The sequence below is a fragment of the Paenirhizobium selenitireducens ATCC BAA-1503 genome, assembly GCF_900492185.1.
Classification (GTDB): Bacteria; Pseudomonadota; Alphaproteobacteria; order Rhizobiales; family Rhizobiaceae; genus Allorhizobium; species Allorhizobium selenitireducens_A.
On the sequence record NZ_UEYP01000005.1, the window covers coordinates 52,090 to 78,836 of the forward strand.

General features: G+C 64.6%; 29 protein-coding genes and 1 other annotated feature. Of the genes, 16 read left to right on the plus strand and 13 right to left on the minus strand.

From position 1 onward, the window contains the following. The first annotated feature begins 37 nt into the window (after nucleotides 1-37). From RHIZ70P_RS10600 to RHIZ70P_RS10610, 3 genes are all read left to right on the plus strand, one after another. Complete coding sequence (locus RHIZ70P_RS10600; protein WP_115670280.1) at nucleotides 38-787, plus strand: electron transfer flavoprotein subunit beta/FixA family protein; 750 nt, start codon at nucleotides 38-40, stop codon at nucleotides 785-787. Between the two features lie 26 nt (nucleotides 788-813). After that, nucleotides 814-1,743: an electron transfer flavoprotein subunit alpha/FixB family protein gene (locus RHIZ70P_RS10605; RefSeq protein WP_115670281.1), complete on the plus strand. Its 930-nt coding sequence runs from the start codon at nucleotides 814-816 to the stop codon at nucleotides 1,741-1,743. Between the two features lie 130 nt (nucleotides 1,744-1,873). Further along, nucleotides 1,874-2,755, plus strand: a complete 882-nt coding sequence (locus RHIZ70P_RS10610) for a 3-hydroxybutyryl-CoA dehydrogenase (RefSeq protein ID WP_115670282.1) — start codon at nucleotides 1,874-1,876, stop codon at nucleotides 2,753-2,755. Nucleotides 2,756-2,781: 26 nt separating this feature from the next. Here RHIZ70P_RS10610 and RHIZ70P_RS10615 read toward each other — a convergent pair whose 3' ends face one another. Then, nucleotides 2,782-4,275: a SulP family inorganic anion transporter gene (locus tag RHIZ70P_RS10615; RefSeq protein ID WP_115670283.1), complete on the minus strand. Its 1,494-nt coding sequence runs from the start codon at nucleotides 4,273-4,275 to the stop codon at nucleotides 2,782-2,784. Between the two features lie 64 nt (nucleotides 4,276-4,339). Continuing rightward, nucleotides 4,340-4,395, minus strand: a sequence feature (sul1 is cis-regulatory element that is thought to sense ions involved in sulfur or methionine metabolism; They are found in Alphaproteobacteria). A 92-nt stretch (nucleotides 4,396-4,487) separates the two neighbouring features. Next, nucleotides 4,488-5,150 carry a thiol:disulfide interchange protein TlpA gene (tlpA, locus tag RHIZ70P_RS10620; protein ID WP_115670284.1) on the minus strand — a complete coding sequence of 221 codons (663 nt, stop codon included), beginning with the start codon at nucleotides 5,148-5,150 and terminating at the stop codon, nucleotides 4,488-4,490. A 24-nt stretch (nucleotides 5,151-5,174) separates the two neighbouring features. Here tlpA and argH point away from each other — a divergent pair, with 24 nt between their 5' ends. The 4 genes from argH to RHIZ70P_RS10640 all read left to right on the plus strand — a co-directional run bounded on the left by argH (nucleotide 5,175) and on the right by RHIZ70P_RS10640 (nucleotide 11,053). Next, on the plus strand, nucleotides 5,175-6,578 hold the full coding sequence (gene argH / locus RHIZ70P_RS10625; RefSeq protein WP_115670285.1) for an argininosuccinate lyase: 1,404 nt from the start codon (nucleotides 5,175-5,177) through the stop codon (nucleotides 6,576-6,578). Between the two features lie 96 nt (nucleotides 6,579-6,674). Next, nucleotides 6,675-6,875 (plus strand): LPS translocon maturation chaperone LptM, encoded by a 201-nt coding sequence (lptM, locus tag RHIZ70P_RS10630; protein ID WP_115670286.1) that lies wholly within the window; start codon nucleotides 6,675-6,677, stop codon nucleotides 6,873-6,875. Between the two features lie 13 nt (nucleotides 6,876-6,888). Further along, nucleotides 6,889-8,157 carry a diaminopimelate decarboxylase gene (gene lysA / locus RHIZ70P_RS10635; RefSeq protein WP_115670287.1) on the plus strand — a complete coding sequence of 423 codons (1,269 nt, stop codon included), beginning with the start codon at nucleotides 6,889-6,891 and terminating at the stop codon, nucleotides 8,155-8,157. A 172-nt stretch (nucleotides 8,158-8,329) separates the two neighbouring features. Beyond that, entirely contained in the window at nucleotides 8,330-11,053 is a 2,724-nt protein-coding gene (locus RHIZ70P_RS10640; protein ID WP_115670288.1) for a TIGR02302 family protein, read from the plus strand. Between the two features lie 61 nt (nucleotides 11,054-11,114). On the opposite strand, the gene RHIZ70P_RS10645 is transcribed toward RHIZ70P_RS10640, so the two are convergent. Beyond that, entirely contained in the window at nucleotides 11,115-11,834 is a 720-nt protein-coding gene (locus RHIZ70P_RS10645; protein WP_115670289.1) for an SDR family oxidoreductase, read from the minus strand. Between the two features lie 70 nt (nucleotides 11,835-11,904). On the opposite strand from RHIZ70P_RS10645, the gene RHIZ70P_RS10650 reads away from it, so the two are divergent. Then, a complete protein-coding gene (locus RHIZ70P_RS10650; protein WP_115670290.1) occupies nucleotides 11,905-12,543 on the plus strand; it encodes a TetR/AcrR family transcriptional regulator in 639 nt (212 codons plus the stop codon). A 36-nt stretch (nucleotides 12,544-12,579) separates the two neighbouring features. Here the strand turns inward: RHIZ70P_RS10650 and RHIZ70P_RS10655 are convergent, their stop codons facing one another. The 3 genes from RHIZ70P_RS10655 to RHIZ70P_RS10665 form a co-directional block, all read right to left on the minus strand. Then, the gene (locus tag RHIZ70P_RS10655) at nucleotides 12,580-12,939 is read right to left on the minus strand and encodes a response regulator (protein WP_115670524.1); all 360 of its coding nucleotides are present in this window, start codon (nucleotides 12,937-12,939) and stop codon (nucleotides 12,580-12,582) included. A gap of 147 nt (nucleotides 12,940-13,086) precedes the next feature. Then, nucleotides 13,087-13,638 (minus strand): hypoxanthine phosphoribosyltransferase, encoded by a 552-nt coding sequence (gene hpt, locus RHIZ70P_RS10660; RefSeq protein WP_115670291.1) that lies wholly within the window; start codon nucleotides 13,636-13,638, stop codon nucleotides 13,087-13,089. An 83-nt stretch (nucleotides 13,639-13,721) separates the two neighbouring features. Further along, a complete protein-coding gene (locus RHIZ70P_RS10665) occupies nucleotides 13,722-14,396 on the minus strand; it encodes a hypothetical protein (protein ID WP_115670292.1) in 675 nt (224 codons plus the stop codon). Between the two features lie 201 nt (nucleotides 14,397-14,597). Here RHIZ70P_RS10665 and ftsE point away from each other — a divergent pair, with 201 nt between their 5' ends. The 4 genes from ftsE to RHIZ70P_RS10685 all read left to right on the plus strand — a co-directional run bounded on the left by ftsE (nucleotide 14,598) and on the right by RHIZ70P_RS10685 (nucleotide 17,951). Next, nucleotides 14,598-15,257: a cell division ATP-binding protein FtsE gene (gene ftsE, locus RHIZ70P_RS10670; protein WP_115670293.1), complete on the plus strand. Its 660-nt coding sequence runs from the start codon at nucleotides 14,598-14,600 to the stop codon at nucleotides 15,255-15,257. Then, nucleotides 15,250-16,278, plus strand: coding sequence for a cell division protein FtsX (locus RHIZ70P_RS10675; RefSeq protein ID WP_115670294.1), 1,029 nt, complete (start codon nucleotides 15,250-15,252; stop codon nucleotides 16,276-16,278). Before ftsE ends, RHIZ70P_RS10675 begins: the two co-directional genes overlap by 8 nt. Before the next feature lie 70 nt (nucleotides 16,279-16,348). Next, nucleotides 16,349-17,071: a YdcF family protein gene (locus RHIZ70P_RS10680; RefSeq protein WP_419178286.1), complete on the plus strand. Its 723-nt coding sequence runs from the start codon at nucleotides 16,349-16,351 to the stop codon at nucleotides 17,069-17,071. A gap of 88 nt (nucleotides 17,072-17,159) precedes the next feature. Beyond that, complete coding sequence (locus RHIZ70P_RS10685) at nucleotides 17,160-17,951, plus strand: lysophospholipid acyltransferase family protein (RefSeq protein ID WP_115670295.1); 792 nt, start codon at nucleotides 17,160-17,162, stop codon at nucleotides 17,949-17,951. Between the two features lie 4 nt (nucleotides 17,952-17,955). Here RHIZ70P_RS10685 and RHIZ70P_RS10690 read toward each other — a convergent pair whose 3' ends face one another. Next, entirely contained in the window at nucleotides 17,956-18,492 is a 537-nt protein-coding gene (locus RHIZ70P_RS10690; RefSeq protein WP_115670296.1) for a gamma-glutamylcyclotransferase, read from the minus strand. A 64-nt stretch (nucleotides 18,493-18,556) separates the two neighbouring features. Here RHIZ70P_RS10690 and RHIZ70P_RS10695 point away from each other — a divergent pair, with 64 nt between their 5' ends. Continuing rightward, nucleotides 18,557-19,570, plus strand: coding sequence for a DUF2125 domain-containing protein (locus tag RHIZ70P_RS10695; protein WP_147293988.1), 1,014 nt, complete (start codon nucleotides 18,557-18,559; stop codon nucleotides 19,568-19,570). Nucleotides 19,571-19,579: 9 nt separating this feature from the next. Here the strand turns inward: RHIZ70P_RS10695 and RHIZ70P_RS10700 are convergent, their stop codons facing one another. From RHIZ70P_RS10700 to RHIZ70P_RS10710, 3 genes are all read right to left on the minus strand, one after another. Then, nucleotides 19,580-20,509 carry a prephenate/arogenate dehydrogenase family protein gene (locus RHIZ70P_RS10700; RefSeq protein WP_115670298.1) on the minus strand — a complete coding sequence of 310 codons (930 nt, stop codon included), beginning with the start codon at nucleotides 20,507-20,509 and terminating at the stop codon, nucleotides 19,580-19,582. Then, nucleotides 20,509-21,615, minus strand: a complete 1,107-nt coding sequence (gene hisC, locus RHIZ70P_RS10705) for a histidinol-phosphate transaminase (protein WP_115670299.1) — start codon at nucleotides 21,613-21,615, stop codon at nucleotides 20,509-20,511. Before hisC ends, RHIZ70P_RS10700 begins: the two co-directional genes overlap by 1 nt. 117 nt (nucleotides 21,616-21,732) lie before the next feature. Further along, nucleotides 21,733-22,488, minus strand: a complete 756-nt coding sequence (locus RHIZ70P_RS10710; protein WP_115670300.1) for a class I SAM-dependent methyltransferase — start codon at nucleotides 22,486-22,488, stop codon at nucleotides 21,733-21,735. 85 nt (nucleotides 22,489-22,573) lie between these two features. On the opposite strand from RHIZ70P_RS10710, the gene gloB reads away from it, so the two are divergent. Then, nucleotides 22,574-23,344 carry a hydroxyacylglutathione hydrolase gene (gloB, locus tag RHIZ70P_RS10715; protein ID WP_115670301.1) on the plus strand — a complete coding sequence of 257 codons (771 nt, stop codon included), beginning with the start codon at nucleotides 22,574-22,576 and terminating at the stop codon, nucleotides 23,342-23,344. After that, nucleotides 23,344-23,793 carry a cupin domain-containing protein gene (locus RHIZ70P_RS10720; protein WP_115670302.1) on the plus strand — a complete coding sequence of 150 codons (450 nt, stop codon included), beginning with the start codon at nucleotides 23,344-23,346 and terminating at the stop codon, nucleotides 23,791-23,793. The genes gloB and RHIZ70P_RS10720 overlap by 1 nt, the downstream gene beginning before the upstream one ends. Here the strand turns inward: RHIZ70P_RS10720 and RHIZ70P_RS10725 are convergent. From RHIZ70P_RS10725 to RHIZ70P_RS10735, 3 genes are read right to left on the minus strand one after another with little or no spacing between them, the layout of a single operon-like run. Continuing rightward, a complete protein-coding gene (locus RHIZ70P_RS10725) occupies nucleotides 23,790-24,440 on the minus strand; it encodes a lysoplasmalogenase family protein (protein ID WP_115670303.1) in 651 nt (216 codons plus the stop codon). The two genes, RHIZ70P_RS10720 and RHIZ70P_RS10725, sit on opposite strands and share 4 nt — an antisense overlap. Nucleotides 24,441-24,472: 32 nt before the next feature. After that, nucleotides 24,473-25,351, minus strand: coding sequence for a DMT family transporter (locus RHIZ70P_RS10730; RefSeq protein ID WP_115670304.1), 879 nt, complete (start codon nucleotides 25,349-25,351; stop codon nucleotides 24,473-24,475). Nucleotides 25,352-25,387: 36 nt separating this feature from the next. Then, nucleotides 25,388-26,152, minus strand: a complete 765-nt coding sequence (locus RHIZ70P_RS10735; protein ID WP_419178287.1) for a DUF3108 domain-containing protein — start codon at nucleotides 26,150-26,152, stop codon at nucleotides 25,388-25,390. A 246-nt stretch (nucleotides 26,153-26,398) separates the two neighbouring features. On the opposite strand from RHIZ70P_RS10735, the gene rpmB reads away from it, so the two are divergent. Then, complete coding sequence (gene rpmB, locus RHIZ70P_RS10740) at nucleotides 26,399-26,689, plus strand: 50S ribosomal protein L28 (RefSeq protein WP_115670305.1); 291 nt, start codon at nucleotides 26,399-26,401, stop codon at nucleotides 26,687-26,689. Nucleotides 26,690-26,747: the final 58 nt, after the last annotated feature.

Genomic DNA, 26,747 nt, shown 5'->3' on the forward strand with positions numbered 1-26,747 from the left:
GCGCATTTTCCGGCGGGAGCAGTGAAGGAAGGAACCCATGAAGATACTCGTGACCGTTAAGCGGGTTGTGGACTACAACGTCAAGATCCGCGTCAAGACGGACGGGACCGGCGTGGAGCTGGCCAACGTCAAGATGTCGATGAACCCGTTCGATGAAATCGCCGTCGAGGAGGCCCTGCGCCTCAAGGAAGCCGGCAAGGCCGAGGAAGTGGTCGTCGTCTCGATCGGCCCGGCAAAGGCCGAAGAAACGCTGCGCACCGCGCTCGCCATGGGCGCCGACCGCGCCGTCCTGGTCGAGACCGACGATGCCGTCGAGCCGCTCGCCGTCGCCAAGCTGCTGAAGGGTGTCATCGACGCCGAACAGCCGGGCCTCGTCATCACCGGCAAGCAGGCGATCGACGACGATTCGAACCAGACCGGCCAGATGCTCGCCGCCCTGCTCGGCTGGGGCCAGGCGACGTTCGCCTCCAAGGTGGAACTTGGCGCCGACAAGGCGACCGTCACCCGCGAAGTCGATGGTGGCCTGCAGACCATCGACGTCAAGCTTCCGGCAGTGGTGACCACCGACCTTCGCCTGAACGAACCGCGCTATGCTTCCCTGCCGAACATCATGAAGGCGAAGAAGAAGCCGCTCGACAAGAAGACGCCGGCCGACTTCGGCGTCGACACCACGGCGCGCCTCAAGGTGCTGAAGACCGAGGAACCCGGCGGCCGCAAGGCGGGCGTCAAGGTCAAGTCTGTCGCCGAACTGGTCGACAAGCTGAAGAACGAAGCCGGCGTGCTGTAATCGGACCGGGATAGGAGACTAGAGATATGGCCATTCTTCTTCTGGCAGAACACGACAACGCAACCCTGTCCGACCAGACCGCCAAGGCGCTGACGGCGGCCACCAAGATTGGCGGCGACGTTCACGTGCTGGTCGCCGGCTCCGGTGCCAAGGCTGCCGCCGACGCCGCCGCCAAGCTTTCGGGCGTATCCAAGGTGCTGCTCGCCGACGATGCGAGCCTTGCCAACAACCTCGCCGAGCCGCTCGCAGCCCTGATCATCGGCCTCGCAGGCGCCTATGACACGATCATCGCGCCCGCCACCTCCTCGGCCAAGAACGTCATGCCGCGCGTCGCTGCCCTGCTCGACGTGATGCAGGTCTCGGAGATCACCGAAGTCGTCTCGGCCGACACCTTCAAGCGTCCGATCTATGCCGGCAACGCCATCCAGACGGTTCAGTCGACCGACGCCAAAAAGGTGATCACTGTGCGCACGACGGCCTTTGCCGCCGCAGCAGAAGGAGGTGCGGCCGCCGTTGAAACGGTGAGCGCTGCCGCCAATCCGGGCGTCTCGACCTTCGTCAGCGATGCGCTCTCGACCTCCGACCGTCCGGAACTGACCTCGGCCAAGATCATCATCTCCGGCGGCCGTGCCCTCGGTTCGGCGGACAAGTTCAAGGAAGTCATCCTGCCTGTGGCCGACAAGCTCGGTGCCGCCGTCGGCGCATCGCGCGCCGCGGTCGACGCCGGCTATGCCCCGAACGACTGGCAGGTCGGCCAGACCGGCAAGGTGGTCGCTCCACAGCTCTACATCGCGGCCGGCATTTCCGGCGCCATCCAGCATCTCGCCGGCATGAAGGATTCGAAGGTCATCGTCGCGATCAACAAGGACGAAGAGGCACCGATCTTCCAGGTCGCCGACTACGGCCTGGTCGCCGACCTGTTCGAAGCCCTGCCGGAGCTCGAAAAGGCGCTGTAAGGCGCGCGCCTTTCGCAACTGCGAAAGGGACTGGAAAAACACCCCGCGCGGGTCTATCAATTTGCCGGGCCGGCTTCCGTTGGCCCGGCATTTTTGTAAACTACGCCTGCGGAGTGGCGAGGAGAGCGCGATGGTGACGGTTATCAGCAATGTGGGGATCGTGGGCGCAGGCCAGATGGGCTGCGGCATCGCTCATGTCTCGGCGCTCGCGGGCTACAAGGTGACGATCTACGACCTGTCGAAGGACCGCATCGAGGCGGGTCTCGCCACCATCAACGGCAATCTCGCCCGGCAGGTGACCAACGGCAAGCTCACCGACGAGGACCGCAAGGCAGCGCTTTCGCGCATCAGCGGCACGGCCGACATCAATGACATGGCGCCGATGGACCTGGTGGTCGAGGCGGCGACCGAGGACGAGACCGTCAAGCGCAAGATCTTCGCCCAGCTCTGCCCGGTGCTGAAACCCGAAGCGCTGCTGGCCACCAACACGTCTTCGCTGTCCATCACCCGGCTCGCCTCCGCCACCGACCGGCCGGAACGCTTCATGGGCATCCACTTCATGAACCCGGTGCCGGTGATGAAGCTGGTCGAGCTGGTACGCGGCATCGCCACCGAGGAGACGACCTTCGAAACGGCCAAGACCTTCGTGCGCTCACTCGACAAGACGATCACGGTCGCCGAAGATTTCCCTGCCTTCATCGTCAACCGCATTCTTCTGCCGATGATCAACGAGGCGATCTACACGCTCTACGAAGGCGTTGGCTCGGTGGAGGCGATCGACACCGCCATGCGGCTCGGGGCGAACCATCCCATGGGCCCGCTGCAGCTCGCCGACTTCATCGGCCTGGACACCTGCCTGTCGATCATGCAGGTCCTGCACGACGGCCTGGCCGACAGCAAGTACCGCCCCTGCCCGCTGCTGGTAAAGTATGTCGAGGCCGGCTGGCTCGGCCGCAAGGCCGGGCGCGGCTTCTACGACTATCGCGGTGAAGTGCCGGTCCCGACGCGCTGAGGCAGCGCGCGGGCAACGCACACGGGCTAATGCGCCACTGACGGATCGGCCGCGCCAGCCTTGTCGTGAATTGCCAGCTTGTCGACGATTGTCTTGCTGGCTTCATTGAAACCGACCAGTTCGACCTCGGCGCCGCGCCGGCGAAACTTCAGCACCACGGAATCCAGCGCCGCGACGCTGGAAATGTCCCAGATATGGGCCCGGCTGACATCGATCACCACCCTGTCGAGGAACTCACGGAAATCAAAAGCCTGGGCGAAATCCTCGACCGAGGCGAAAAACAGCTGTCCGCCGACCCTATAGGTGCGGCAGCGGCCGTCCTCGGATAGCTGCGAGGACACGTCGAAGATCTTCGAGATCTTCCAGGCGAAGAAAATCCCCGAAAGCAGCACGCCGACCAGCACGCCGATCGCCAGATTGTGGGTGCCGACCACGGTTGCGACGGTCGCCAGCATGACGATCGACGACGATCCCGGGTGGTGCCGGAGATTGTCGACCGACTTCCAGGAGAAGGTGCCGACCGACACCATGATCATCACCGCGACCAGCGCCGGCATGGGAATGAGGCTGACCCAGTCGCCAAGCACGACGCAGAGGATGAGCAACAGGACACCAGCTGCGAAGGTCGACAGGCGCCCACGCCCGCCAGACTTGATGTTGATCATCGACTGGCCGATCATGGCACAGCCGGCCATGCCGCCGATGAAGCCGGTGACCCCGTTGGCGATCCCCTGGCCGATCGATTCCTGGTGCCGGTTGCTGCGCGTATCGGTGATGTCGTCGATCAACTGGGCCGTCATCAGCGATTCCAGCAGGCCGACGACGGCGACACCCAGCGAATAGGGCGCGATGATCCGAAGAGTCTCCAGCGTCAGCGGCACCATCGGCAGGTGGAAGCTCGGGAAGGCCGAGGGCAGTTCGCCCATGTCGGAGACGGTGCGCACATCGATGCCGAAATAGATCGACACCGCCGTGAGCCCGATGATGGCGACAAGCGGAGAGGGAACGGCCCGCGTGAAGCGCGGCAGGATATAGATGACGGCAAGGGCCGCAGCGACCATGACATAGGTGACCGGCGTGACGCCGATCAGTTCCGGCAATTGCGCCATGAAGATCAGGATCGCCAGCGCATTGACGAAGCCGGTCATCACCGACTTCGACACGAACCGCATCACCATGCCAAGCCTGAGAAACCCGGCGGCGATCTGGATGACGCCCGCCAGCACGGTGGCCGCCAGCAGGTATTCCAGTCCGTGCTGCTTGACGAGCGGCGTCATTAGCACTGCCGTCGCGGCGGTCGCCGCCGAGATCATGCCGGAACGGCCGCCGACGAAGGCGATGAGAACGGCGATGGAGAACGACGCGTAAAGCCCGACCTTCGGATCGACGCCGGCGATGATGGAAAAGGCGATGGCTTCCGGAATGAGCGCGAGCGCAACCACGAGGCCGGAGAGGAGATCGGCGCGGACATTGCCGAACCATTCCGCCCGGTACCGGGCGAGATCGAAATTAGAGTACATGGAGATTTCCCGCAAATCTGAAGGGCCGGTGGGAGCCGCCAGCCGAAAGGCTTCAAGTCTGGTGGGTTGTCCGGCGGATCGGCGGCCGGAAGAGCCACCCGGATTTGCACCGGGTCCAAGTGATTGCGGCCTTCATAGCCGGGCATTCGCGCCATGGCAAGTTGTCGCAGCCGATGAAAAAGGAGCGCGGAAGTTGCCCGGCCGTCAGCGATTCAGCGCCCGGCGGCGGCCTTGATCAACGCCCTGGCGTCCGGGCTGTCCCAGGCCGCGGGACCGTTCATCGCGCCGAGCAGGCAGCCCTTTCCGTCAATCAAGAGCGTGGCAGGCAGGCCGAAGGCGAGGCCCTCCTTCTTCAGTGTATTGAACACGCCCATGCTGGCATCCCGGTAAAGGCCGAGCGCATCGACCCCGATTTCCTCGAGAAAGGCCCTGGGCTTGTCGATCGGGCCGGTATCGATATTGATCGCCAGCACCTGGAAGGCGTCGCTGCCCTCGGCCTTCTGCAGCGCGTTGAGCGCCGGCATTTCCTCGCGGCAGGGCACGCACCAGGTAGCCCAGAGATTGAGGAGAACCGTCTTGCCAGTGAAATCGGCGAGCGTCAGGTCCTTGTCCGCCTGGTCCTTGAAGGAGAGCCCGTCGATCACCCGCGGCTCCGCCGCCGCCACCATGGCGGCGACCTCGCCGGTCGTAAACGGCTTCAGGGCGGCCGCTTTTTCGACGGAAGCCGCACACTGCGCGGCATCGGCGACCTCGGTCCCATTGCCAGAGGCGGTCTGCTTCACGTATACCGCGACCGCGCCGGCAAGGATCCCGGCGACCGCCGCAATCGCAACAAGCTTGGCGGAAGGAAGTCCGAGCGGTCTTTTTTCTGTCATTGCAGTCTCCAGGATGGGCAAGGCATGGCCGAGGACACCAAGAACACGAAATCCTCCAACCAGATGTGGGGCGGTCGCTTCGCTTCGGGCCCCGCGGCCATCATGGAGGAGATAAATGCCTCCATCGGTTTCGACAAGAAGCTTTACGCCCAGGACATCCGCGGCTCAATCGCGCATGCGACCATGCTGGCGCATCAAGGCATCATCACGGGCGAAGACAAAGACAAGATCGTTCACGGGTTGAACACGATCCTGTCAGAGATCGAAAGCGGCCAGTTCGTCTTCTCGCGCAAGCTCGAGGACATCCACATGAACGTCGAGGCGCGCCTGGCCGAGCTGATCGGCCCGGCCGCCGGACGGCTGCACACCGCCCGTTCGCGCAATGACCAGGTGGCGCTCGACTTCCGGCTCTGGGTCAAGGAAGAGCTGCAAAAGGTCGAGACTGCACTGACCGCGCTGATCGCCGCCTTCCTCGATCGCGCCGAGGAGCATGCCGATACCGTCATGCCGGGCTTCACCCATCTGCAGACCGCCCAGCCGGTAACCTTCGGCCACCACTGCATGGCCTATGTCGAAATGTTCGGCCGCGACCGCCAGCGCGTGCGCCACGCGATCGAGCACATGGACGAAAGCCCGATCGGGGCGGCGGCCCTTGCGGGCACCGGCTTTGCCATCGACCGCCACATGACGGCCAAGGCGCTCGGCTTCCGCGAACCGACCCGCAATTCGATCGACACTGTGTCGGATCGCGACTTCGCGCTGGAATTCCTGTCGATCGCCTCGATCTGCGCCACGCATCTGTCGCGGCTCGCCGAAGAGATCGTCATCTGGTCGACGCCGCAATTCGGCTTCATCCGCCTGTCGGACGCGTTTTCGACCGGCTCGTCGATCATGCCGCAGAAGAAGAACCCGGATGCCGCCGAACTGGTGCGCGCCAAGACCGGCCGCATCAACGGCTCGCTGGTCGCGTTGCTGACCGTGATGAAGGGCCTGCCGCTCGCCTATTCCAAGGACATGCAGGAAGACAAGGAACAGGTCTTCGACTCGGCCGAGAGCCTGGAACTGGCGATCGCCGCCATGACCGGCATGGTGCGCGACATGACGATCCGCACCGACAGGATGAAGGCCGCGGCCGGTTCCGGCTATTCGACCGCGACCGATCTCGCCGACTGGCTGGTCAGGGAAGCCGGCCTGCCCTTCCGCGACGCCCACCACGCCACAGGCAAGGCGGTCGCCATGGCGGAAGCCAAGGCTTGCGACCTCGCCGAGCTTTCGCTGGAAGACCTGCAGTCGATCAATCCGGCGATCACCGCCGGCATTTTCGACGTGCTCACCGTCGAGGCCTCGGTCGCGAGCCGCAAGAGCTTCGGCGGCACCGCGCCGTCGGAAGTCAGGAAGCAGATCGCCTGGTGGCGCGAGCGCAATTGATCACGGTCGTTTGCGGGACCATCACCAGAATGAGGGTGCACAAGCGCCCCGATTTTCGCTAGAGGCTTAAGGAACGAGATTTTCGGTGGATAGGTGATGGTGAAGACGCTTTCCCGTTGGACGATGGCAGCCAGCCTGCTGGCGACGGCCCTTGTGCTTTCCGGCTGCGGCCGCAAGGCCGACCTTGATCCGCCCAGCATGCCGGCGGAAAAGCAGAACAAGCTGGCGACGCCCGGCGAGAAGCCGGAAAAGCCGAGCGTTCCCGACCAGCCCTTCGTCCTCGACCCCCTTCTCTGACAGGTCCAAGCCCGTGAACCACTTCGACTATCGCGACGGCGTGCTCTATGCCGAGGACGTCTCCGTACCCGAAATCGCCAAGGCGGTCGGCACGCCCTTCTACTGCTATTCGACGGCGACGCTGGAACGGCACTACCGGGTTTTCTCCGAGGCCTTCGCGAGCGTCGACTCGATGGTCTGCTATGCGATGAAGGCGAATTCCAACCAGGCGGTATTGAAGACGCTCGGCCGGCTCGGCGCCGGCGTGGACGTGGTCTCCGAGGGTGAACTGCGCCGGGCGCTGGCCGCCGGCATTCCGTCCAACCGCATCCTGTTCTCCGGCGTCGGCAAGACCGTGCATGAGATGGACCTGGCGCTCGAGGTCGGCATCTACTGCTTCAACGTCGAGAGCGAACCGGAACTGGACGTGCTGGCGAGCCGGGCACAGAAGGCCGGCAAGACCGCCCATGTATCCTTCCGCGTCAATCCGGACGTCGATGCCCGGACCCATGCCAAGATCTCGACCGGCAAGAAGGAAAACAAGTTCGGCATTTCGTTTGACCGCGCCCGTGCCGTCTATGCCCGTGCAGCCACCCTGCCCGGCATCAAGGTGTCCGGCATCGACATGCATATCGGCAGCCAGATCACCGAAATGCAGCCCTTCGAGGACGCCTTCCGGCTGTTGCGCGAACTGGTCGACACGCTGCGCTCCGACGGCCATGCTATCGACCATGTCGACATCGGCGGCGGGCTTGGCATTCCCTACAAGGACGACAACAATCCGCCGCCGGAACCCGAGGTCTATGCCAGGATCGTGCTGGAACAGCTCTCCGGCCTCAACTGCAAGATCGTCGCCGAACCCGGCCGCCTGATCGTCGGCAATGCCGGCATCCTGGTGACCGAGGTGATCTATGTGAAGGACGGCGGCGACAAGACCTTCGTCATCGTCGACGCGGCGATGAACGACCTGATCCGCCCGACGCTCTATGATGCGCATCACGAAATCCGCCCGGTGGTGATTTCGGCCGCCAGCGCGCCGCGCATCCGCGCCGATATCGTCGGCCCGGTTTGCGAGACCGGTGACTATCTGGCGCTCGACCGCGAAATGGCCATGCCACGGTCCGGCGACCTGATGGCCGTCGGCTCGGCCGGGGCCTATGGCGCGGTGCAGGCGAGCACCTACAATACCCGGCGCCTCGTCCCCGAAGTGCTGGTGAATGGCGGCGAGTTCCACGTGATTCGTCCCCGACCGAGCTATGACGACATGATCGCGCTCGATTCGGTTCCGGCCTGGCTTGCCTGACAAAGGCCCGGACGCCGTTCACTTTTCGGCGACCGGTTCAAAAAAGCGGGACCGAAAGGCCAGCCGCCCTCGTCTTCGCCACAAAGGATGCTATCCTTACTTTTGTTAAGGACAGACAAGCCGCGCCGTGATCACCCTATGGCGAGCCACGGGCAGGACGGAGACCCGACGGATGACCCCTCAGCCGGGTAGCAGGAGAACGGGTGCATTTCGCACCGACCCGGCGCTGGCGCGGCGGGTGGCGATCAAGCGCTTCCTGGCGCGGCTCGTGCTGTTTTCTGAACGGCTCTTGCCGCTGTTCCTGCCGCTTCTCGGGATTGCCGCACTCTTCGTCTCGTTCGCCTGGCTCGGCGTCTATCGGCAATTGCCGGATCTTCTCCGTCTCGGCCTCGTCTTCGTCCTCACCTTCGCCTTCGTGGCGAGCCTCCTGCCCTTTGCCCGGCTGCGCTGGCCGGCCGGCGAAGAAGCCGACCGGCTGCTGGAGGAACGGAACCATCTGGCCCACCAGCCCGTCGCCGTACAGGACGACGAGCCGGCCTTCGAGACGCCCTTTGCCCGGGCGCTCTGGGTCGAGCACCAGCGCCGCATGGCCGAGACGATCGCCGCGCTCGACGCCGGCCTGCCGCGGCCGGACATTTCCCGCTTCGACCGCTATGCGCTGCGCGCCGTGCCGGCGCTGCTGTTCGTCACGGCGCTCGCCTATTCCGGGTCCAACGGCGCCGGCGTGATCGCCGACGCCTTCCGCCGGCAGCCGGCGAGCAGCGATGCGCCGGGCCTCAGGATCGATGCCTGGATCACCCCGCCCGCCTATACCGGCCAGCCGCCGGTGTTCCTCTCAGGCCGCGACGGCCAGGGTGACGGTCAGGCTGCGACCAGCCAGGCCCGTGTCCCGCAGAATTCCCAGGCGACAGTCCGCATCAGCGGCGGCAGCGCCGACGAGAAGGTCCTGTTCCGCCGGGCCGACGACGGCTCTGTGAGCGAAATTGCCATGGGCGCCGGCCCGGACGCGGACGCGGACGACGAGCCGGCAGACGGCCCCGCGGGCAAGCCCGCCCCCAACGCGCCGAACGCGCCGAACGCGCCGAACGCGCCGAACGCGCCGAACGCGGCGCGCGTCCATGAATGGAAACTCGATGCAAGCGGCGAGCTTCTGGTCGGTGGACGGCAATGGGCGATCGACGTCATCCCCGACAAGGCGCCGGAAATCGCCTTCGACGGCCAGCCGCGCCGCAGTGCCAACGGCGCTCTGGAAATCGGCTTTACCGCCCGGGACGACTACGGGCTTGCCAAGGCCTATGCCGAGATCGAGCCGCTGGAGGAGAAGGCGGATGCCATTCCGCTCTATGCCCTGCCGGAATACAAGCTCGACCTGCCGCGCCACCATGCCCGCGACGCCAAGGGGCTTTCGAGCCGCAACATCACCGAGCATCCGCTGTCGGGCCGCAAGGTCCGGATCACGCTGGTGGCGACCGACGGCGCCGGCCAGACCGGCCGCAGCCCGCCGCACGAGATGACGCTGCCGGCGCGCGCCTTCATCGAGCCGCTGGCGGCGGCAGTGGCCGAGGAACGCCAGGTCTTCGCCCTCGACATTCGCGACCTGCGCCAGGCGATCGCGCTGAACGAGGCATTGCAGATCCGCCCCGAGGAAACGATCCCCAACACGACGCACTACCTGCTGCTGCAGTCGGCGCAGGCGCGCATGAAGCTGGCACGCTCCACGGAGGAACTGGAGAACACCGCCGATTACCTCTGGGAGATCGCCCTCGGCATCGACGGCGGCGAGCTGTCACTGGCCGAACGCAAGCTGCGCGACGCCCAGCAGGCGCTGGCCGACGCGCTGGAGCGCAATGCGCCGGACGAAGAGATCAAGAAGCTAATGGACGAGCTGCGCGCCGCCATGCAGGAATTCATGACCGCGATGGCGCAGCGCCAGCCGAATGCCGACAGCCAGCAGCAGCAACAGTCGGCGCAGAACGTGCTGCGCCAGCGCGATCTGGAAAACATGATGAACCAGATCGAGAACCTCGCCCGCTCCGGCAATCGCGACGCGGCGCGGCAGATGCTCTCGGAACTGCAACGCATGATGAACAACCTGCAGGCAGGCCGCCCGCAGCGTGGCGGCCAGCAGCAGGACAACAGCCAGGCCCGCCAGCAGATCGACAAGCTCGGCGAGATCATGCAGGAGCAGCAGAGGCTGATGGACGAGACCTTCCGTCTCGACCAGGCCTTGAAGGACCGCATGCAGAGGGGTGATCCAGAGGGCGGCGAAGACGGCGAGTTTCTCGAACAGATGCCGCAGGACGGCCAGGAAGGTGGGCAGCCGCAGCGAGGTCAGCAGGGCGAGGACGGACAGGACGGCCAGCAGGGCTCGCCGACCGACCGGATGACGGCCGAGCAATTGCGCGAGGCGTTGAAGAACCTGCGCGCCCAGCAGGATGCGCTGGGCAAGAAGCTCGGCGAACTGCAGAAGGGGCTGGGCGAACTCGGCGTCAAGCCGGGCGAAGGCTTCGGCCAGGCCGAGCGCGAGATGCGCGGCGCAGGCGAAGCACTGGGCAAGAGCCAGGGCGAGCAGGCGGTGGAGGGCCAGGGGAAGGCGCTCGAGGCATTGCGCCAGGGCGCGCGCGACATGATGAACCAGATGATGCAGGCGATGCGCGGCCAGCAGGGACAGGGGGAGCAACAGGGCAACAACCAGGGAAACCAGAACGGTCGCGACCCGCTCGGCCGCCCGCGCGCCACCACCGGCCCCGATTTCGGTGAACGCGTCAACGTGCCCGACGAGATCGACGTACAGCGGGCGCGCGAGATCCTCGAGGCCATCCGCAAGAAACTCGGCGACAATGCCGGCCCGGAATTCGAACGCCGCTACCTCGAACGGCTGCTGGACATTCAATAGGGCGACCGCTCGTCCAACCGGCTTCTCCTGTCAGTCGGGTTCGGATCTCAGCGCTTCCGATCTACCAGGGAGTGGTGCCACCGGGCTCCACGAAGCGACCGGACCCGACCTCTTCGAGCGCAAATCGCACGGGAAGTCGCGCCCCTTCTTGCGGGGTCATCGTGCCGTAGCCCGTGAGATCGGTCTTGACGAATCCGGGGCTCACCGAATTCACCGCAATGCCCGATCCGCGCAGCTCTTCGTGGAGTTGGACCGTCAGCATATTCAGTGCTGCCTTTGACGCATTGTAGCCGATGAATTGCGCCGAATAGTAGGGCGATTGCGGATCGCCGTTCAGCGTCAGCGAGCCAAGTGAGCTGGCGAGGTTGACGATCCGGGCGGTGCCGGCCGAACGCAACAGCGGCAGCATGGACTGGGTGACCGCAAGCGTGCCGAGAAAATTGGTCTCCATGACCCGACGCACCGCGTCGAGCGACGCCTTGCCCGGCGGACCGTCGGCAGGATCGAAAATGCCGGCATTGTTGATGAGGATGTCGAGCTTGCCGTGCGTCTCGCCGATCTGCCTGGCGGCCGCGACGATCGATGCAGGGTCCAGCAGGTCGAGCGCAAGGACCTCAGCCGACAGCCCCTCGCCGGTGAGATCTGCTGCCGCCGCGCGGCCCCGCTCTGCGTCGCGCGCGCCGATGATGACGTGCGCACCAGCCTCGGCGAGTTGCCGGGCGATTTCGAGGCCGATCCCCTTGTTGGCTCCGGTGACGAGTGCAATCCGTGTGTCGGCCATCCTAACTCCCTTTCCTTTTGCTGCGATGCCGACAAATATATGAAGGATCGTTCAGTTTGAGGATTCGCTTTTGGCCCCAGCAACGCCCCGAGCCCTGACGCCCCGGAAAAGGCCGCGTCAGGCACGCTCTACCGCCACGGTGGATGCGATATTCGAAGCGACCATTCAGGTTTTGCTGAGCGCGGGACCGCATCGGTTGACAACCACGCGGGTGGCCGAGCGCGCCGGGGTCTCGGTCGGGACGATGTACCAGTATTTTCCGCACAAGCAGGCGCTGATCTATGCGCTGAACGAACGCTACCTGGATGTCCTGGCGGGAAAGATCGAGGCGACATGCCGAGCGTCTCACGGCGCGCCCGCCGGGAGGATGGCCGAAGCGCTCATCGACACCTACTGGCGGGCGAAGACGGAACGGGCCGATGTGACGCGGGCGCTATACCGTTCGGTGGTCGAACTGGACAACGAAGCGCTGATCGAGACCTTCGCCCGACGGGTCGATGCAGCGACCATCGCCATGCTGCGCACGGCCCCGGATGCGCGTTTCGAGAATGTCGAACCCGTCAATCTGACGCTCGTCACGGTCATATTCGGAACGGTGCGCAACGCCTTCGAGCGGCAACTCTCGGAAAATGACGCCGCAGTTTTGCAGGGTCAGTTGACCTCGATGTGTCAGGCCTACCTGAAAGCCCAGATGATCGGGAAGACATGACGGTCCGTCGCGATCAAGAGCCGCGACGGGCTCCGTTCATCTGGCCAGCGCGCGCGCCACGGCCTTGCGGATTTCCGGAAGGGCGAAGGGCTTCGACACGACGTCGATGATCTTGGCCGAGAGATCGTCGGCACGCTCGCGCTGCTCGGCATAGCCGGTCATCAGCAGGATCTTGAGGCCCGGAAAGTCGGAATGGGCGCGGTGGGCGAGCTCGATGCCGTCCATGACCGGCATGCGGATATCGGACAGCAGCAGGTCGAAGGTTTCCTCGGCCAGACGCTCCAGGCCCTCGGCGCCGTCGGCCGCCTCGAAGGTTTCATGGCCGTCGAGGCGCAAGGCCCGCGCCACGAAGGAGCGCAGCGAGTCTTCGTCCTCGGTGATGAGAATTCGCGCCATGATCGATCTGCTCCCGGTCCATTCATTGTCCGAGAGCGAAATCACCAGAGTTTCGTTTGCGATCGGTAAACGCCAAGGGGGCTGACCGCCCCCATGGTTAACGAGTGATCTTCGTCCAGGGGCGATAGTTTGCCCCGGAAAAATATCTCAGACCTCGGCCGCATCGCCGGTGACGACGCCGACATAGGGCAGTTCACGGAAGGCATAGGCGACATCCATGCCATAGCCGACGACGAAATAGTCGGGGCATTCGAAGCCGACATAATCGGCCTCGAGCTGTTCCTGCCGCTTCACTTTCTTGTCCAGCAGAACGGCGAGAGAGACATTGGAGGCGCCGCGTTCGTAGAGCAGCTCCTTGGCGAACTTGAGCGTGCGACCGGATTCGAGGATGTCGTCGATCAGGAGTACGTCGCGGCCATGCACGTCGCTGTCGATGTCCTTGACGATCCTGACGCCTTGCGAGACCGTGCCGGTGCCGTAGCTGGAAAGTGTGATGAACTCGACCTCGGGAGCAAGCCCGACATCGTGCAGGGCGCGGATCAGGTCGGCGGCGAAGATGAACGAGCCTTTCAGCACCGCGATCACCAGAAGATCATTGGCCGGCCCCTTGGCGATTTCGGCGGCGAGCTGGTGGTTGCGCTCATCGATCTGCCGGGCGGTGTAGAGCGGCTCGATGTTCTTTCCGCGGACGACGGGCATGGCTTACTCCTTTGAGCGCTGCGGCCTGGCCGGACGTCTCGGCCAGTCATGGAAAGTGTCGGCCGATAGCACAGTCTGGCGCGTCAGGCACCCGATTCCGCGAAGGACAGCCTGAGTTCCGGCGTTTTTCCACCGGGATGCAGCAATCGCGCCGTGATGCCGCGGCTATGGCCCGCGTCGATCTCCTCGACGGGCGTTGCGATATAGGTGCTGGCGATGACCTGTCCGCCGGCGATCAGGTCGGCCCTGAGTTTCGGCATCGGGCTTTTCTCCGCGCTGCGGTTTTCGATGATGGCATTGACCTGGAGGATGCGCATGCCGTCGTCGTCGCGCGGAGTGAGGCTCACATGGGTGATATCGAGCGGCCGGGCATCTGCTTCCTCCGCGGGGCTGCCGAGAAGCAGCCCGGCAAACGCAAAGGTGGCGGCGAAGGCCAGTGCGACGACGACGGCGAATGCTCCATTCGACAACGACTGAAGCACCCTCTCCGTCTGCCGCAGCGTGCCCGCGGCAAGGCTTGCAAAGCGGTTGGCGGGGCCATTGCGCCGATTTGACGAGGTGAAACGGTGATTGTCGTTCAAGCCGCGCGTGCCCCCCGCCCGGCGCGGCACCTCACGCGCGGGGACGGGCACGAAATGCGCGTCGACCACATCGGCCCGCGCATCAAGGGCGGGCCGCAGCGGCCGCCGTGGGCGCTCGGGCGGCAGGAGGTCGATCTCCGGCTGGACCGGGGGGCGTCTGGAGCGGAATGCGTTCATTTTTCCGGTGCCTTTCGCGTAAGCCCGCCGACCGGCCAAATCTGGGCATTGAAACGAATCCCCTCCAGACGTAAATTCAAATGGTTAATGCTTCGAAAAGATGGGGCGGAAGGCGCCATTTTTCGGGCGGAATTTACCGGCTGTTAACCCTCCTGGTTAACATGGTGCAGACCCACGCGATCTGTCAGACTGGCTGAGCCCTTGATCCACTTCGAAAATGTCGGTTTGCGTTATGGAATGGGACCGGAGATCCTCCGCGACCTGACCTTCGACATTCCGAAGCGTTCCTTCCAGTTCCTGACCGGCCCGTCGGGGGCGGGCAAGACCACGCTTCTGCGTCTTCTCTTCATGTCGCTGCAGCCGACGCGCGGGTTGATCCGCAGCTTCGGCCGCGACATCACCAAGATCCCGCGTTCGGAGCTGCCCATGCTGCGCCGGCGCGTCGGCATCGTCTTCCAGGATTTTCAACTGCTTGATCACCTGACCACCTACGAGAACGTCGCGCTTCCCTTGCGCGTGCGCGGCAAGGAGGAGGCCAGCTACCGCAACGACGTCCTGGAACTGTTGAAATGGGTGGGGCTCGGCGAACGCATCAACGTGCTGCCGCCGGTCCTGTCGGGCGGCGAAAAGCAGCGCGTGGCGATCGCGCGCGCCCTGATCGACCGGCCGGAGATCCTGCTGGCCGACGAACCGACCGGCAATGTCGACCCGCCGATGGCAAGGCGCCTGCTCAGCCTCTTCCTCGAACTCAACCGTCTCGGGACGGCCGTGGTTATCGCCACCCACGACCTGGCGCTGATGGACCAGATCGACGCACGACGCATGATCCTCACAGACGGGCGGCTCGACATCTATGACTGAGCTCGACCAGAACGATCGACGCGCCCCGCGCGCGGCACCAGGCAAGCCCCAGGCCCCGCGGCGAACCGAGATGACGGTGAGGCCGACCGGCCCGATCCTGCCGCCCTCCAACATCCAGGGCAATGCGCTGATGGTGGTGATCGCCATCATGGCCTTTCTCGCCTGCCTGACGCTCGGCGCCGTCTCGATGGTGCGCGCCACGGCGGCCGGCTGGCAGAGCCAGATCGCCCGCGAGATCACCATCCAGATCAAGCCGGACGACGGGCTCGACATGGACCAGGCGCTCGTCAAGGCCCGCGACCTGGCGCTCACCTTCGTCGGCACGAAGGAAGGCCAGATCATGGATGACGAGGCGACAGCCAGGCTGCTGGAGCCCTGGCTCGGCACCGGGCTCGACCTTGATGAACTGCCGGTGCCGCGCCTCGTCATCATCACCATCGACGAGGCCAATCCGCCCGACTTCGCCGCCATGCGCGAACTGTTGAAGACCGAGGTGCCGCAGGCCTTCCTCGACGATCACCGGACCTGGGTCGACCGGCTCGTCCAGATGGCCCGCACCACGGTGCTGATCGGCTCGGGCGTATTGGTGCTCGTCTTCACAGCCATGGTGATGACCGTGGTCTTTGCCACGCGCGGCGCGTTGTCGGGCAATCGCCACATCATCGAGGTTCTGCATTTCGTCGGCGCCGAGGGCTCCTTCGTCGCTCAGGAATTCCAGAAACACTTCCTGAAGATCAGCCTGAAGGGTGCCGCCGCCGGCGGCCTGCTTGCCGCGGCCCTGTTTTCCATCGCCGGCTTCTGGCAGAGCCGCTCGCTCGCCACGCCGGAAAGCGACCAGGCGGCTGCCCTGTTCGGCACGTTTTCGATCGGCCCCCTCGGCTATCTCGGCATTTTCGCCACGATGATCGTCATCGCGCTCTTGACCACGCTGACGGCGCGGCTGACCGTGATCCGCACCATCTATGAAATCGACCGCATTCGCTCCGACCCGGCACGCACCGACGGATTGCCGGGCGACTGATGCGGCGAATGCCTGTTGAATGCCACAAAGCCGCCTGTTCCGTATGCCAGAAGCGCGCTATGCACGGACCATGACGATGGGTCAGATGAGTCGCGACAGAGCTTTCCGCGAGCAACAGCCGCAGCAAAACGCCGGCGGCCTTTTCGCCCGCAGCGGACGTTTGCGCCGCGTTCTGCGCTATGGCGGACTTGCCGCGATCGTTCTCGTCGCCGTCTTCCTCGCCGGCTTCCTGTGGTTCGCCGATTCGGTGACGACACTTGTGCCGCCGAGCCAGGCGAGAGCCGACGCCATCGTCGTCCTGACCGGCGGCTATCAACGCATCGACCAGGCCGTCGAACTGCTCAGGCGCGGCTCCGGCCGCCGGCTGTTGATTTCCGGCGCCCACCCGACCACGTCGCCGGCGCAGATCCGCAAGATGACGCAGGCCTCCCGCGACCTGTTCGACTGCTGTGTCGACGTCGGCTACGAGGCCCTCGACACGATCGGCAATGCCAACGAGATCTCGCGCTGGATCAGCGACCACGGCTATTCCTCGGTTTTGGTCGTGACCAACAACTACCACATGCCGCGCAGCCTAATGGAATTGCGCCGAAGGGACCGTGCGACGGAATACATTCCCTATCCCGTGGTCAATTCCGATCTGAAGCACACCGACTGGTATGCCGAACCGAACGTGCTGCGCACGCTGCTGTCGGAATATGGCAAGACGCTGATCGCCTATGCCAGGGGCATCATCGGCTGGGGCAGCGACGGCCTGCGGTCTACGGCGAGAATGGCCAAGACCTCCGACTGACACGCCGCGGATTTCGCGCAACGACGCTTTTTATCCTCGCCGATTTGCGATAGGCACGTCTGCACGCCCGCCCGAGGAAAAGCGCCTAATGATCATACTGCGTTCCATCCTGTTCAACACGCTGTTCTACGCCAATCTGATCCTGCAGATGGTGCTGCTGTCGCCCTACTACTTCCTGGCGTCGCGCAAGAAGGCCTTCGCGATCCCGAAGAACTGGGCGCGCTCCAATCACTGGCTGATGGAGAAGATCGTCGGCACGACCTTCACGGTCGAAGGCCTGGAGAACATCCCGGAAGGCGGCTATATCCTGGCGCCGAAGCACCAGTCGCTGTGGGACACCTATGCGCTGCTCCCCTGGCTCGACGATCCGGTCTACATCCTCAAGCGCGAACTGATGTGGATCCCGATTTTCGGCTGGTACGTCGCCCGCCAGAAGATGATCCCGGTCGATCGCGGCGCGCGCGGCAAGGTCATGGTCAAGGTCATGGAACGGGCCAAGCAGGAAATGGCGGCCGGCCGGCAATTGATCATCTATCCGGAAGGCACGCGCCGCCCGGCCGGCGCCGAGCCCGCCTACAAATACGGCATCGCCCGCATCTACCGTGATCTCGACGTGCCCGTCGTACCGGTCGCCATGCATCCGGGCCTGTTCTGGCCACGCCGCAAGTTCCTGCGCTTCCCCGGCCATTTCAAGGTGAAGATCCTGCCGCCGATCGAGGCGGGTCTCGATCCCGACCTGTTCTACGAGACGCTGATCGAGAGGCTGGAGAAGGTCAGCGACGAACTGCTGGTCGAGACGGCGCGCGACAACCCGCAGGTACCGCTGCCCCCGACCGCCGTGAAGCGGCTGAAGGAGTTGCAGGCGAAAAAGACGAGCTGAAGCCTCAGACCTCGACGCCTTCCAGGCGCGCGATCTCCGCGGCCACCTGTTCCAGCCAATGGTCGCGGATGCCCATTTCGCGCAAATGCGCAACGGTGTTGGCTACATAGACAGGATTGGGACCGGACACGCCGACCGCCCGATTGACGATCCGCGCGGCCTCCGTGACCGACACCACCCCGCCATACTGGTGATGCGTGCGGTCGACCACATAGGCCAGCGCCTGCACCTTGCGGCCGTCGTCGAGCCGGACCGGCAGGACACGCTCGCGGTAGACGAAGGTCACCAACTCGCGCTGGCGCAGGTATTCGATCGTTTCCTCCCGGTCGCGCAAGGCCACGCGGAAGGCCACGCCACGGCAGGAACCGCCACGATCGAGCCCGAGCACCAGACCCGGCGTCTCCTTCGTACCGCGATGGTGCCAGGATCGGACGCAGAGCGACCGACGATAGCCGATCATCCGGCCCTGTATCCGCTCCTCATAGGAAAAGCCCGGATTCCACATCAGCGATCCGTAGCCAAACACCCAAAATTCGTCCATATCGCGGGTCATTCCACAAGACCGGCCGGATTGCCGGTACACCATTTTACGTTTGGAGCGCCTGATGGCAACGTCGCGCAAGGAAAACCGCAGCACCGCCAGCCGGAAAATCTCGCTATTCGCCATAGCGATCATCGTCGCCATGCTCGTCTATAGCGGCTTGTGGTGGAGCGCGGCAGGGGCTCTGGAAAAGAAACTCGCCGAGATCCTCGGCGGTGACAACCCGGCCGCCATCCAGGCGGACTGCACTGACATGACCGTCGGCGGCTTTCCCTTCCGGCTCGGCGTCACCTGCACGAAACTTGCCGTCGACGACCATTTCCATGGCCTTTCGGGCACCTTCGGCGCCTTCCGCTCGGCAGCCCAGGTCTACGCGCCGGGCCGTGTGCTGTGGGAACTGGAGGGGCCGGGACAGCTGCGGTCCAGTCTCGGATTTTCCCTTACGCTGCAATGGGCGCAGATGCGCTCAAGCCTGAGTGCCGGGCTCTCGGGACTCGACCGCAGTTCGATCGAGACCGAGGATTTGCAGGGCCTGCTGACGGCCAGAAACGACGGCGAAACGGTCGAGGCCAAGACGCCACATGCGGAGGCGCATGTGCGCCGCTCCGGCGAGGACCTGGATCTCGCCGCCTTGGTCAAAGAGGCCGTCCTGTCGCTGCATGACCAACCGCCGGTCCTGCCGCCGCTCTCTGCCAGTGTCGACATGACACTGGTCGGCAAGGCAAAATATCTCGACCTCCAGGGTGACCGGGGGGAAGGGCTCTACGGCAGCAAGGGTGAAATTCGCCGCTTCGTCGCCGACATGGGCGAGGGCCGGGTGCTGACGCTTTCGGGGCCCGTCTCGATCGGCACGGACGGAATGGTGTCGGGAGAGTTCCATGTCGAGGTCGAAGGTATCAAGGCCTGGCAGGAAACCCTTAGACAGGCGTTTCCCGACGAGCGCGAAACGATCGACAATGCAGGGAACGTGCTCGGCGCGCTGTTTTCCGGCAAGGACAAGGGCAGCGCCGATCTGACGGTCACGGACGGCGTGGTTTCCCTCGGCATATTCCCGATCGCAGTCCTGCCGCCGTTGTAAAGCCTGGGCTCAGGCCTTCTTGTCGAGCGAATGGCGGCCGAAGTCCGGCACGTCGACATCCTGGCCAGCCTCGATGATCGAGCGGCGGACGGCACGCGTGCGGGTAAACAGTTCGAACAGCTTGTCGCCCTCGCCCCAGCGGATCGCCCGCTGCAGATAGGCGAGATCCTCGGAAAAGCGCGCCAGCATTTCCAGGATGGCATCCTTGTTGTGCAGGCAAACATCCCGCCACATGGTCGGGTCGGAGGCGGCGAGACGGGTGAAGTCGCGGAAACCCGAGGCCGAATACTTGATGACTTCCGACTGCGTCACCGTCTCCAGGTCGTCGGCCGTGCCGACGATGTTGTAGGCGATGATGTGCGGCAGGTGCGAGACGATGGCCAGCACCTTGTCGTGGTGCTCCGGATCCATCTCGTCGATCTTCGAGCCGAGCGCCTCCCAGAAAGCCTTGAGCCTGGCAAGCGCTGCCGGATCGGTTCCCGGCAGCGGCGTGAAGATGCACCAGCGGCCCTGGAACAGGCCGGTGAAGCCGGCGTCGGGGCCGGATTTTTCCGTGCCCGCCAGCGGATGGCCGGGAATGAAGTGCACGGTCTTCGGCAGGTGCGGCGCCATCTGGGCGATGACGGAAGCCTTGGTCGAGCCGACATCGGTAACGATGGCGCCGGGTTTCAGTTGCGGAGCGATCTGCCGGGCAACGGCTTCGGACGCGCCGACAGGCACGGAGACGATCACCAGATCGGCCCCTTCGACGGCATCCGCCGCCGACAGCGCGTAGGAGGTTCCGAGCTCGAGTTCCTCGGCCCGCTTCAGCGTTTCCGGGCTGCGGGTCGAGACCACGACCTCGCGGGCCAGGCCAAGCGCCTTGACGTCGCGGGCGATCGAGGAGCCGATCAGGCCGATGCCGATCAGCGCGATGCGGTCGAACAGCGGCTCCGGCATCAGGAACGCCCCATGAACTCGGTGAGCGCGTCGATCACGCCGCGATTGGCCTCCTCGCTGCCGATCGTCATGCGCAGCGAATTGGCGAAACCGTAGCCGCGCACGGCACGCAGGATGAAGCCGCGGCCGGTGAGGAAGTCGTCGGCTTCGGCCGCACGCTTGCCGTCGACCTCGGGGAAGTGGATCAACACGAAATTGGCGACCGACGGCGTCACGTTGAGGCCGAGTGCGGTCAGCGCCGTGGTGACCTTCTCGACCCAGGTAAGATTGTGCTCGACGGCCATCGCGACAAATTCCTGGTCGCGCACGGCGGCGGCTCCGGCGGCGATCGCCGGTGCGTTCATGTTGAACGGACCGCGCACGCGGTTCAGCGCATCGATGATCTCCAGCGGCGCATAGGCCCAGCCGACGCGCAGCGCCGCAAGGCCGTAGACCTTGGAGAAGGTGCGGGTCATCACGACGTTGCGGGCGCCGGAGACGAGTTCGATGCCGGCCTGATAGTCGTTGCGCCGCACATATTCCGCGTAAGCCGCATCGAGCACGAGGATGACATTGCCCGGCAGCCCGGCATGCAGGCGGCGGATTTCGCTCACCGGCACATAGGTGCCGGTCGGATTGCCCGGATTGGCGAGGAAGACGATCTTCGTCTTCTCGGTAACGGCGGCGAGGATCGCATCGACGTCGACGGTGCAGTCCTTTTCCTTGACCACGACCGGGGTGGCGCCGGCGCCCATGATCTGGATCTTGTAGACGAGGAAGCCGTGCTCGGTGATGATGCCCTCGTCGCCTGCGCCGAGATAGACATGGCAGAGCAGGCCGAGCAATTCGTCGGACCCGTTGCCACACAGGATATTGGCCTTGTTCAGCCCGTGCACCTCGGCGATCGCCTCGCGCAGCGCCATGGCCTGGCCGTCGGGATAGATCTCCAGATGCCCGGCGCTCTGCTTGAAGGCGTCGATCGCCTTCGGGCTCGGGCCCATCGGTGTTTCGTTCGACGACAGCTTGAAGACCCGCGCGACACCGGGGGCATGCTCCTTGCCGGGCACATAGGCGGCAATGTCGAGGATACCCGGGCGCGGAGTGGGCTTCATGCTGTCGCTGCTCATCGATGGGACTTTCTGTCGTTGAAAATCCGGGCGAATGCCCGGTACTGTGGGTGCTCAGCCATTAAAACGGAATAGCGTTCTTGTCGAGGGTTGCCATGGTCGCAACTGCCGGCCGGATCAAGTCTCGCGCCCTGACGGGACCCGCGTCGTGGGCACGCCGCGCGGCGCCAGAACCGGCGCGAAGACGCGGCGCGAGGCGCGAGCCGCGACCGGCAGGCCCTGGTACAGCCGCTTCTGGGCCTCGACGACGATCACCCCGGAAAAGGCCGGCCAGAGCATGCGGCCCATCCGTTCGAAACTGCGGCGCAGCTTCAGCACGAAACGGATCTTCGACGGCGGAAAGAACAGTGCTTCGGCGCTGGCGCCGGGGGTGAAATTGGTCTCGCGCAGCAGCGCCGTCAGCTGGCCGCGCGAATAGGGCCGGCCCGAGCCGAAGGGCGTATGCTCCATGCGCGCCCAGACCCCGCGCCGGTTCGGCACGACGATGACGAGGCGCCCGCCAGGCGCCAGCACGCGCCAGACCTCCTTCAGGGTCTCGCGTGGATTTTCGGCAAACTCCAGCGAATGGACCATCAATACCCGGTCGATCGAGGCGTCGGGCAAGGGCAGTTCCTCGTCGAACACCAGGGCTGTGGCGGAAGGTTCGCCCACCGGCCAGTTCACCGCCCCCTGCCCGGCCGGCATGAAGGCAAAGGTGCGCTCGGTGTCGGCGCGGAAGCGGTCGAGAAAGGGAACGGCATAACCGAGGCCGACAAGCCGCTCCTGTGGCAGGCGCGCCCAGAGCGCCGACAGCGCCATGGCGATCGACTGCTCCGCCATGCGGCCCAGCATGGAATGATAGAACTGGCGGAGATCGACGATATCGACATGCATGGCGCCATTGTTAGCAGGCGCCGGATGGACTTCAAGGCTGAAGGCGCTACATTTCGGCGAACGAAGCAGAAGGGACAAAGGCCTGATGAAACCCCTCGATCTCGATGTCTTTCCCTGCCGAAGCGACAATTTCGGTGTTCTCGTCCACTGCCCGGAGAGCGGCCTGACCGCCTCGATCGACGCGCCGGAACTGGATGCCATCGTCGCGGCCGCCGATCGACGCGGCTGGAAGATCACCCATGTCTTCACCACTCATCACCATGGCGACCATGTCGAGGCGAACCTGGCGCTCAAGGAAAAATATGGCTGCGAGATCATCGGCCCGCGCGAGGAGGCCGTAGCGATCCCCGGCCTCGACCAGGCGGTCGGCGACGGCGATGTGTTCGAGTTCGGCGATCACACCGTGCGGGTGATCGAAACACCCGGCCATACCGCCGGCCATGTCTGCTACCACCTGCCCGACGACAAGCTGCTGTTTGCCGCCGATACCCTGTTTGCGCTCGGCTGCGGTCGGCTGTTCGAGCGTCCGGCGACCGACATGTGGCATTCGCTGCAGAAACTGGCCGCCCTTCCGGACGAGACCGCCGTCTACTTCGGTCATGAATATACGCTATCGAACGCCCGCTTCGCGCTCACCATCGATCCGGAGAACGAGCGACTGAAGGCGCGCGCCGCGGAGATCGAGGCCAAACGCCAGCGCGGCGAGTTCACCATTCCGACGACGATCGGGCTGGAGAAGGAAACCAACCCCTTCCTGCGCGCCGCCGACCCGTCGATCCGCCGCAACCTCCTGATGGAGGGGTCGACAAATGAGGAGGTCTTTGCCGAAATCCGCAAGCGCAAGGATCATTTCTGATGGATGCCGAGGCCGTGATCGAGGCCCTCGGCATGCAGCCGCATCCCGAGGGCGGCTGGTTCGTCGAGACCTTTCGCGACCCGGCTGGCGGGCCGCGCGGCCATTCGACGGCGATCTACTATCTGTTGAAGGCGGGCGAGCGTTCCCACTGGCACCGGGTTCGCGACGCGGTCGAGGTCTGGCACTACCATGCCGGCGCGCCGCTGGCGCTCTACAGCGCACCGGATGGAACGGCGGTCGAGACCTTCGTGCTCGGCGGCGACATCCTGCGCGGCGCGCGACCGCAGGCGATCATTCCGGCTAATGGCTGGCAAGCGGCCGAAAGCCTCGGCGACTACACGCTGGTCGGGTGTACCGTCTCGCCTGGCTTCGACTATGCGAGCTTCGAAATGGCGCCGCCCGGCTGGGCGCCGAACGAGAACCGACAGGCGGACACCGGGGGCGTTTAGGAAGCGATGGCGACGACCGCGAGGGTCAGTACGACCTGCGCGGCGAAATAGCTCGCCCAGACGTAGAGCGCGGCGAGCCAGCGCATGGGATGGCTCTTCTCCATCTTGAAGGTCTCGACCGCCAGAACGGCATCAGACGACAGGAAGAGTGCGGCGCCGACGAAGACCGCGACCGACAGCACACTGAGCGACAGAATCGCCATGGCGGCGATCGCCGTTGCATAGGCCAGCACAGCCGGAGCGAGCCTGGCCGCGGGGCGCCACAGAAAGGCCACCAGCAGCACGGCAAGGGCGACCGAAAGACCGGCTGCGGCGAGCCGCCAGGTCTCGTCCGTCAAGAACCGGAGATCGCCGATTTCATAGAACAGGACGCCATAGGCGATATGGGCGAGCAGGAAGGACGAGAGCCCGCCGATGAAATTCTTCTCGCCTTCATAGGCCAGGAAGGCATCGCCGAGAGCACTCAAGACCAGCGCAAGGACCAGCAGAGCCGGCGCCTCCATGAGGAAGGCATAGAAGGCGAGCAGAGCGACCGGCAGGGTTTTCCAGATCGCCCGGACATGGCCGGCGGGCCTTGGTAGAATGGCGAAATAGGAAAGGCCGGCGACCAGCGCAAGCGCCAGGACGATCAGTGCAGGCAGTTCCATCGTCCCTCCCCTCCCCTACCCTCCCAGGGCTTTCAGGCTTCGGCCTTCTTCGTCCGGCGGATCATGTCCTGCGCGGCCAGCATGGCGCCGCCGGTGATCAGCACGCAGGCGATGCCGATCCTGAGGCTCGGCTCGGCAAAACCGAACAGGGTGAGGATCAGCGTCGACAGGAGCGGCGCTGCGTAGCTCGATGCACCGAGGATCTGGATGTCGCCGTTCTTCACCCCATGATCCCAGGCATAGAAGGCAAGCCCCACCGGGAATAGGCCGAGGCCGACCACGGCCGCCCATTGCGCCGGGTTTTCCGGCCAGACCGTGGTTTCCAGGCCAAGATGGCAGAGCGCCGACAGGATCGAGGTGGCAAGGCAGAAGCCGGTGACGACATCGGTGGAAACGGCCTCGAAGCGACGGGTGATCAGCGAATAGCCGGACCAGGTGAAGGCGCAGAGAAACGCGGCGAGATAGCCAAAACCATAGGCCGGATCGAAGGCGATGCCGTTCTTGGCGACGATCAGCACGGTGCCGCCAAGCCCCGCGAGCGCGCCGACCACATGATACCAGCGCAGGCGTTCGCCCGGCAGCAGCGCGGAGCCGACGACGATCAGCAGCGGCCAGAGATAGGCGATCAGGCCGGCTTCGACGGCCGGTGCGTTGCGAAGCGCCGTGAAGTAGAGGAAATGATAGCCGAACAGGCCGATCACGCCGGTGAGCCACACCTTGGCCGGCTGGCGCAGCTGGTGGATGCGTTCCGGCCGGAGCATGAAGGTGATGATGCCGGGCAGGCTGCCGATGGCGAAGGTGATGGCGGAAAGCTGGAAGGGCGGCATCTTGCCGGAGGCGGCCGTCATGAGTGCGAGAAACGACCACATCAGAATGGCCGTGAACCCGATAAGCGTCGCCCTTGTCTTCACGTCGGCTCCCCTTGCGGGGCCTGATCCTACAGCCCCTTAGCCGTCGACTTCGACGGCGGATACATAGATCGTCCCCATCTGCGTCGGAACGCGCGCATGGACTGGAGCATATAGCTTCAGGGCGCCGGTCTTGGCAAACCAGATTTCCATGCCGCTGGCCTTGCGCAGGTATTCTATATCCTTGCGTCCCTTGCGGAAACCGGACTTCGGCACATAGCGGATGGAGCAGACGACGGCCTCGACCTCGGCACCGCCCGCCTTGAACTTTTCTCGGCCCTTCGGCGTCAGCACGAGATCCATCCGGCTTTCCCCGTCATAGACGGGAAGGGTCCGCGGACAGGCCGCCTCGCCGTCCGGAATGACCAGGCTGCTGATCGGATCGAGCACCGCCTTTAAGTCTTCCGGACCGACCGCAATCCAGTTCCGCGGCCGCCGCCTGGGCTCGGGGTCGACTGTCGTCTCAGTGACGTTTCCGTTGCGGTAGCGAACGTCATAGGTGTGCTTCTTCTTGCCGCTCTGGTAGACCAGCGTATAGCGGTCGGCCCGCATGCCGGCGCCGCTCATCGTGCCCGAAACCTTTGTCTCGGCGCTGATCTTGGTGATGATGTCGACGATCGCCGAGGAATTGAAGCGCCCGCTGATGGTATAGTTCTTCTGGTTGACCTCGGTGACGAAGGAGGCGCGGGCGATCGGAAGCGCCCCGAGCGTCACCTTGTAGTCGGTGCGGTGGCGCACGGTCTCCGCCGACACGGGCAAAGCCGCAAGTGCCAGCAAACATAGAGCGAGGCTCGACAGACGCAAAATGCATTCCCCCTGATCCGGATCATTCCGCCTGCTCGGCGAATGACGACAGCTGCCATCCTCGGACGTGACTATGGCAATAAAATAGCGGGTTTCTACAGCGCTTGCGGGAAAATCCAAGGTTTGGCTTGACGCGCCCGGCCAGTCTGACTATAGAACCGCAACTTTCCAATCAAACGCCGTTGGATCGCCTTGCCGGTATTTGCCCGGAAGCGATGCGACGGCCAAGAAAAAAATAGGTGTATCATGTCCCGCAGTTGCGAATTGACCGGCAAGGGCGTCCAGTCGGGCAACAATGTGAGCCACGCGAACAACAAGACCAAGCGCCGGTTCCTTCCGAACCTGTGCGACGTCACGCTGATCTCGGACGCTCTTGGCCAGCGCTACCGTCTGCGCGTTTCCGCAGCGGCCCTCCGCTCGGTCGAGCATCGTGGCGGCCTCGACGCCTTCCTCCTGAAGGCCAGCGAAACCGAACTGTCGATGCGCGCACGCCTGCTGCGCCGCCAGATCGTCAAGAAGACCGCAGAAGCCGCGTAAGCGACTTCTCCTTTCTTGTAAAAGGTATCAAGGCTTGAACGGGCGCTGCCCGGACAGG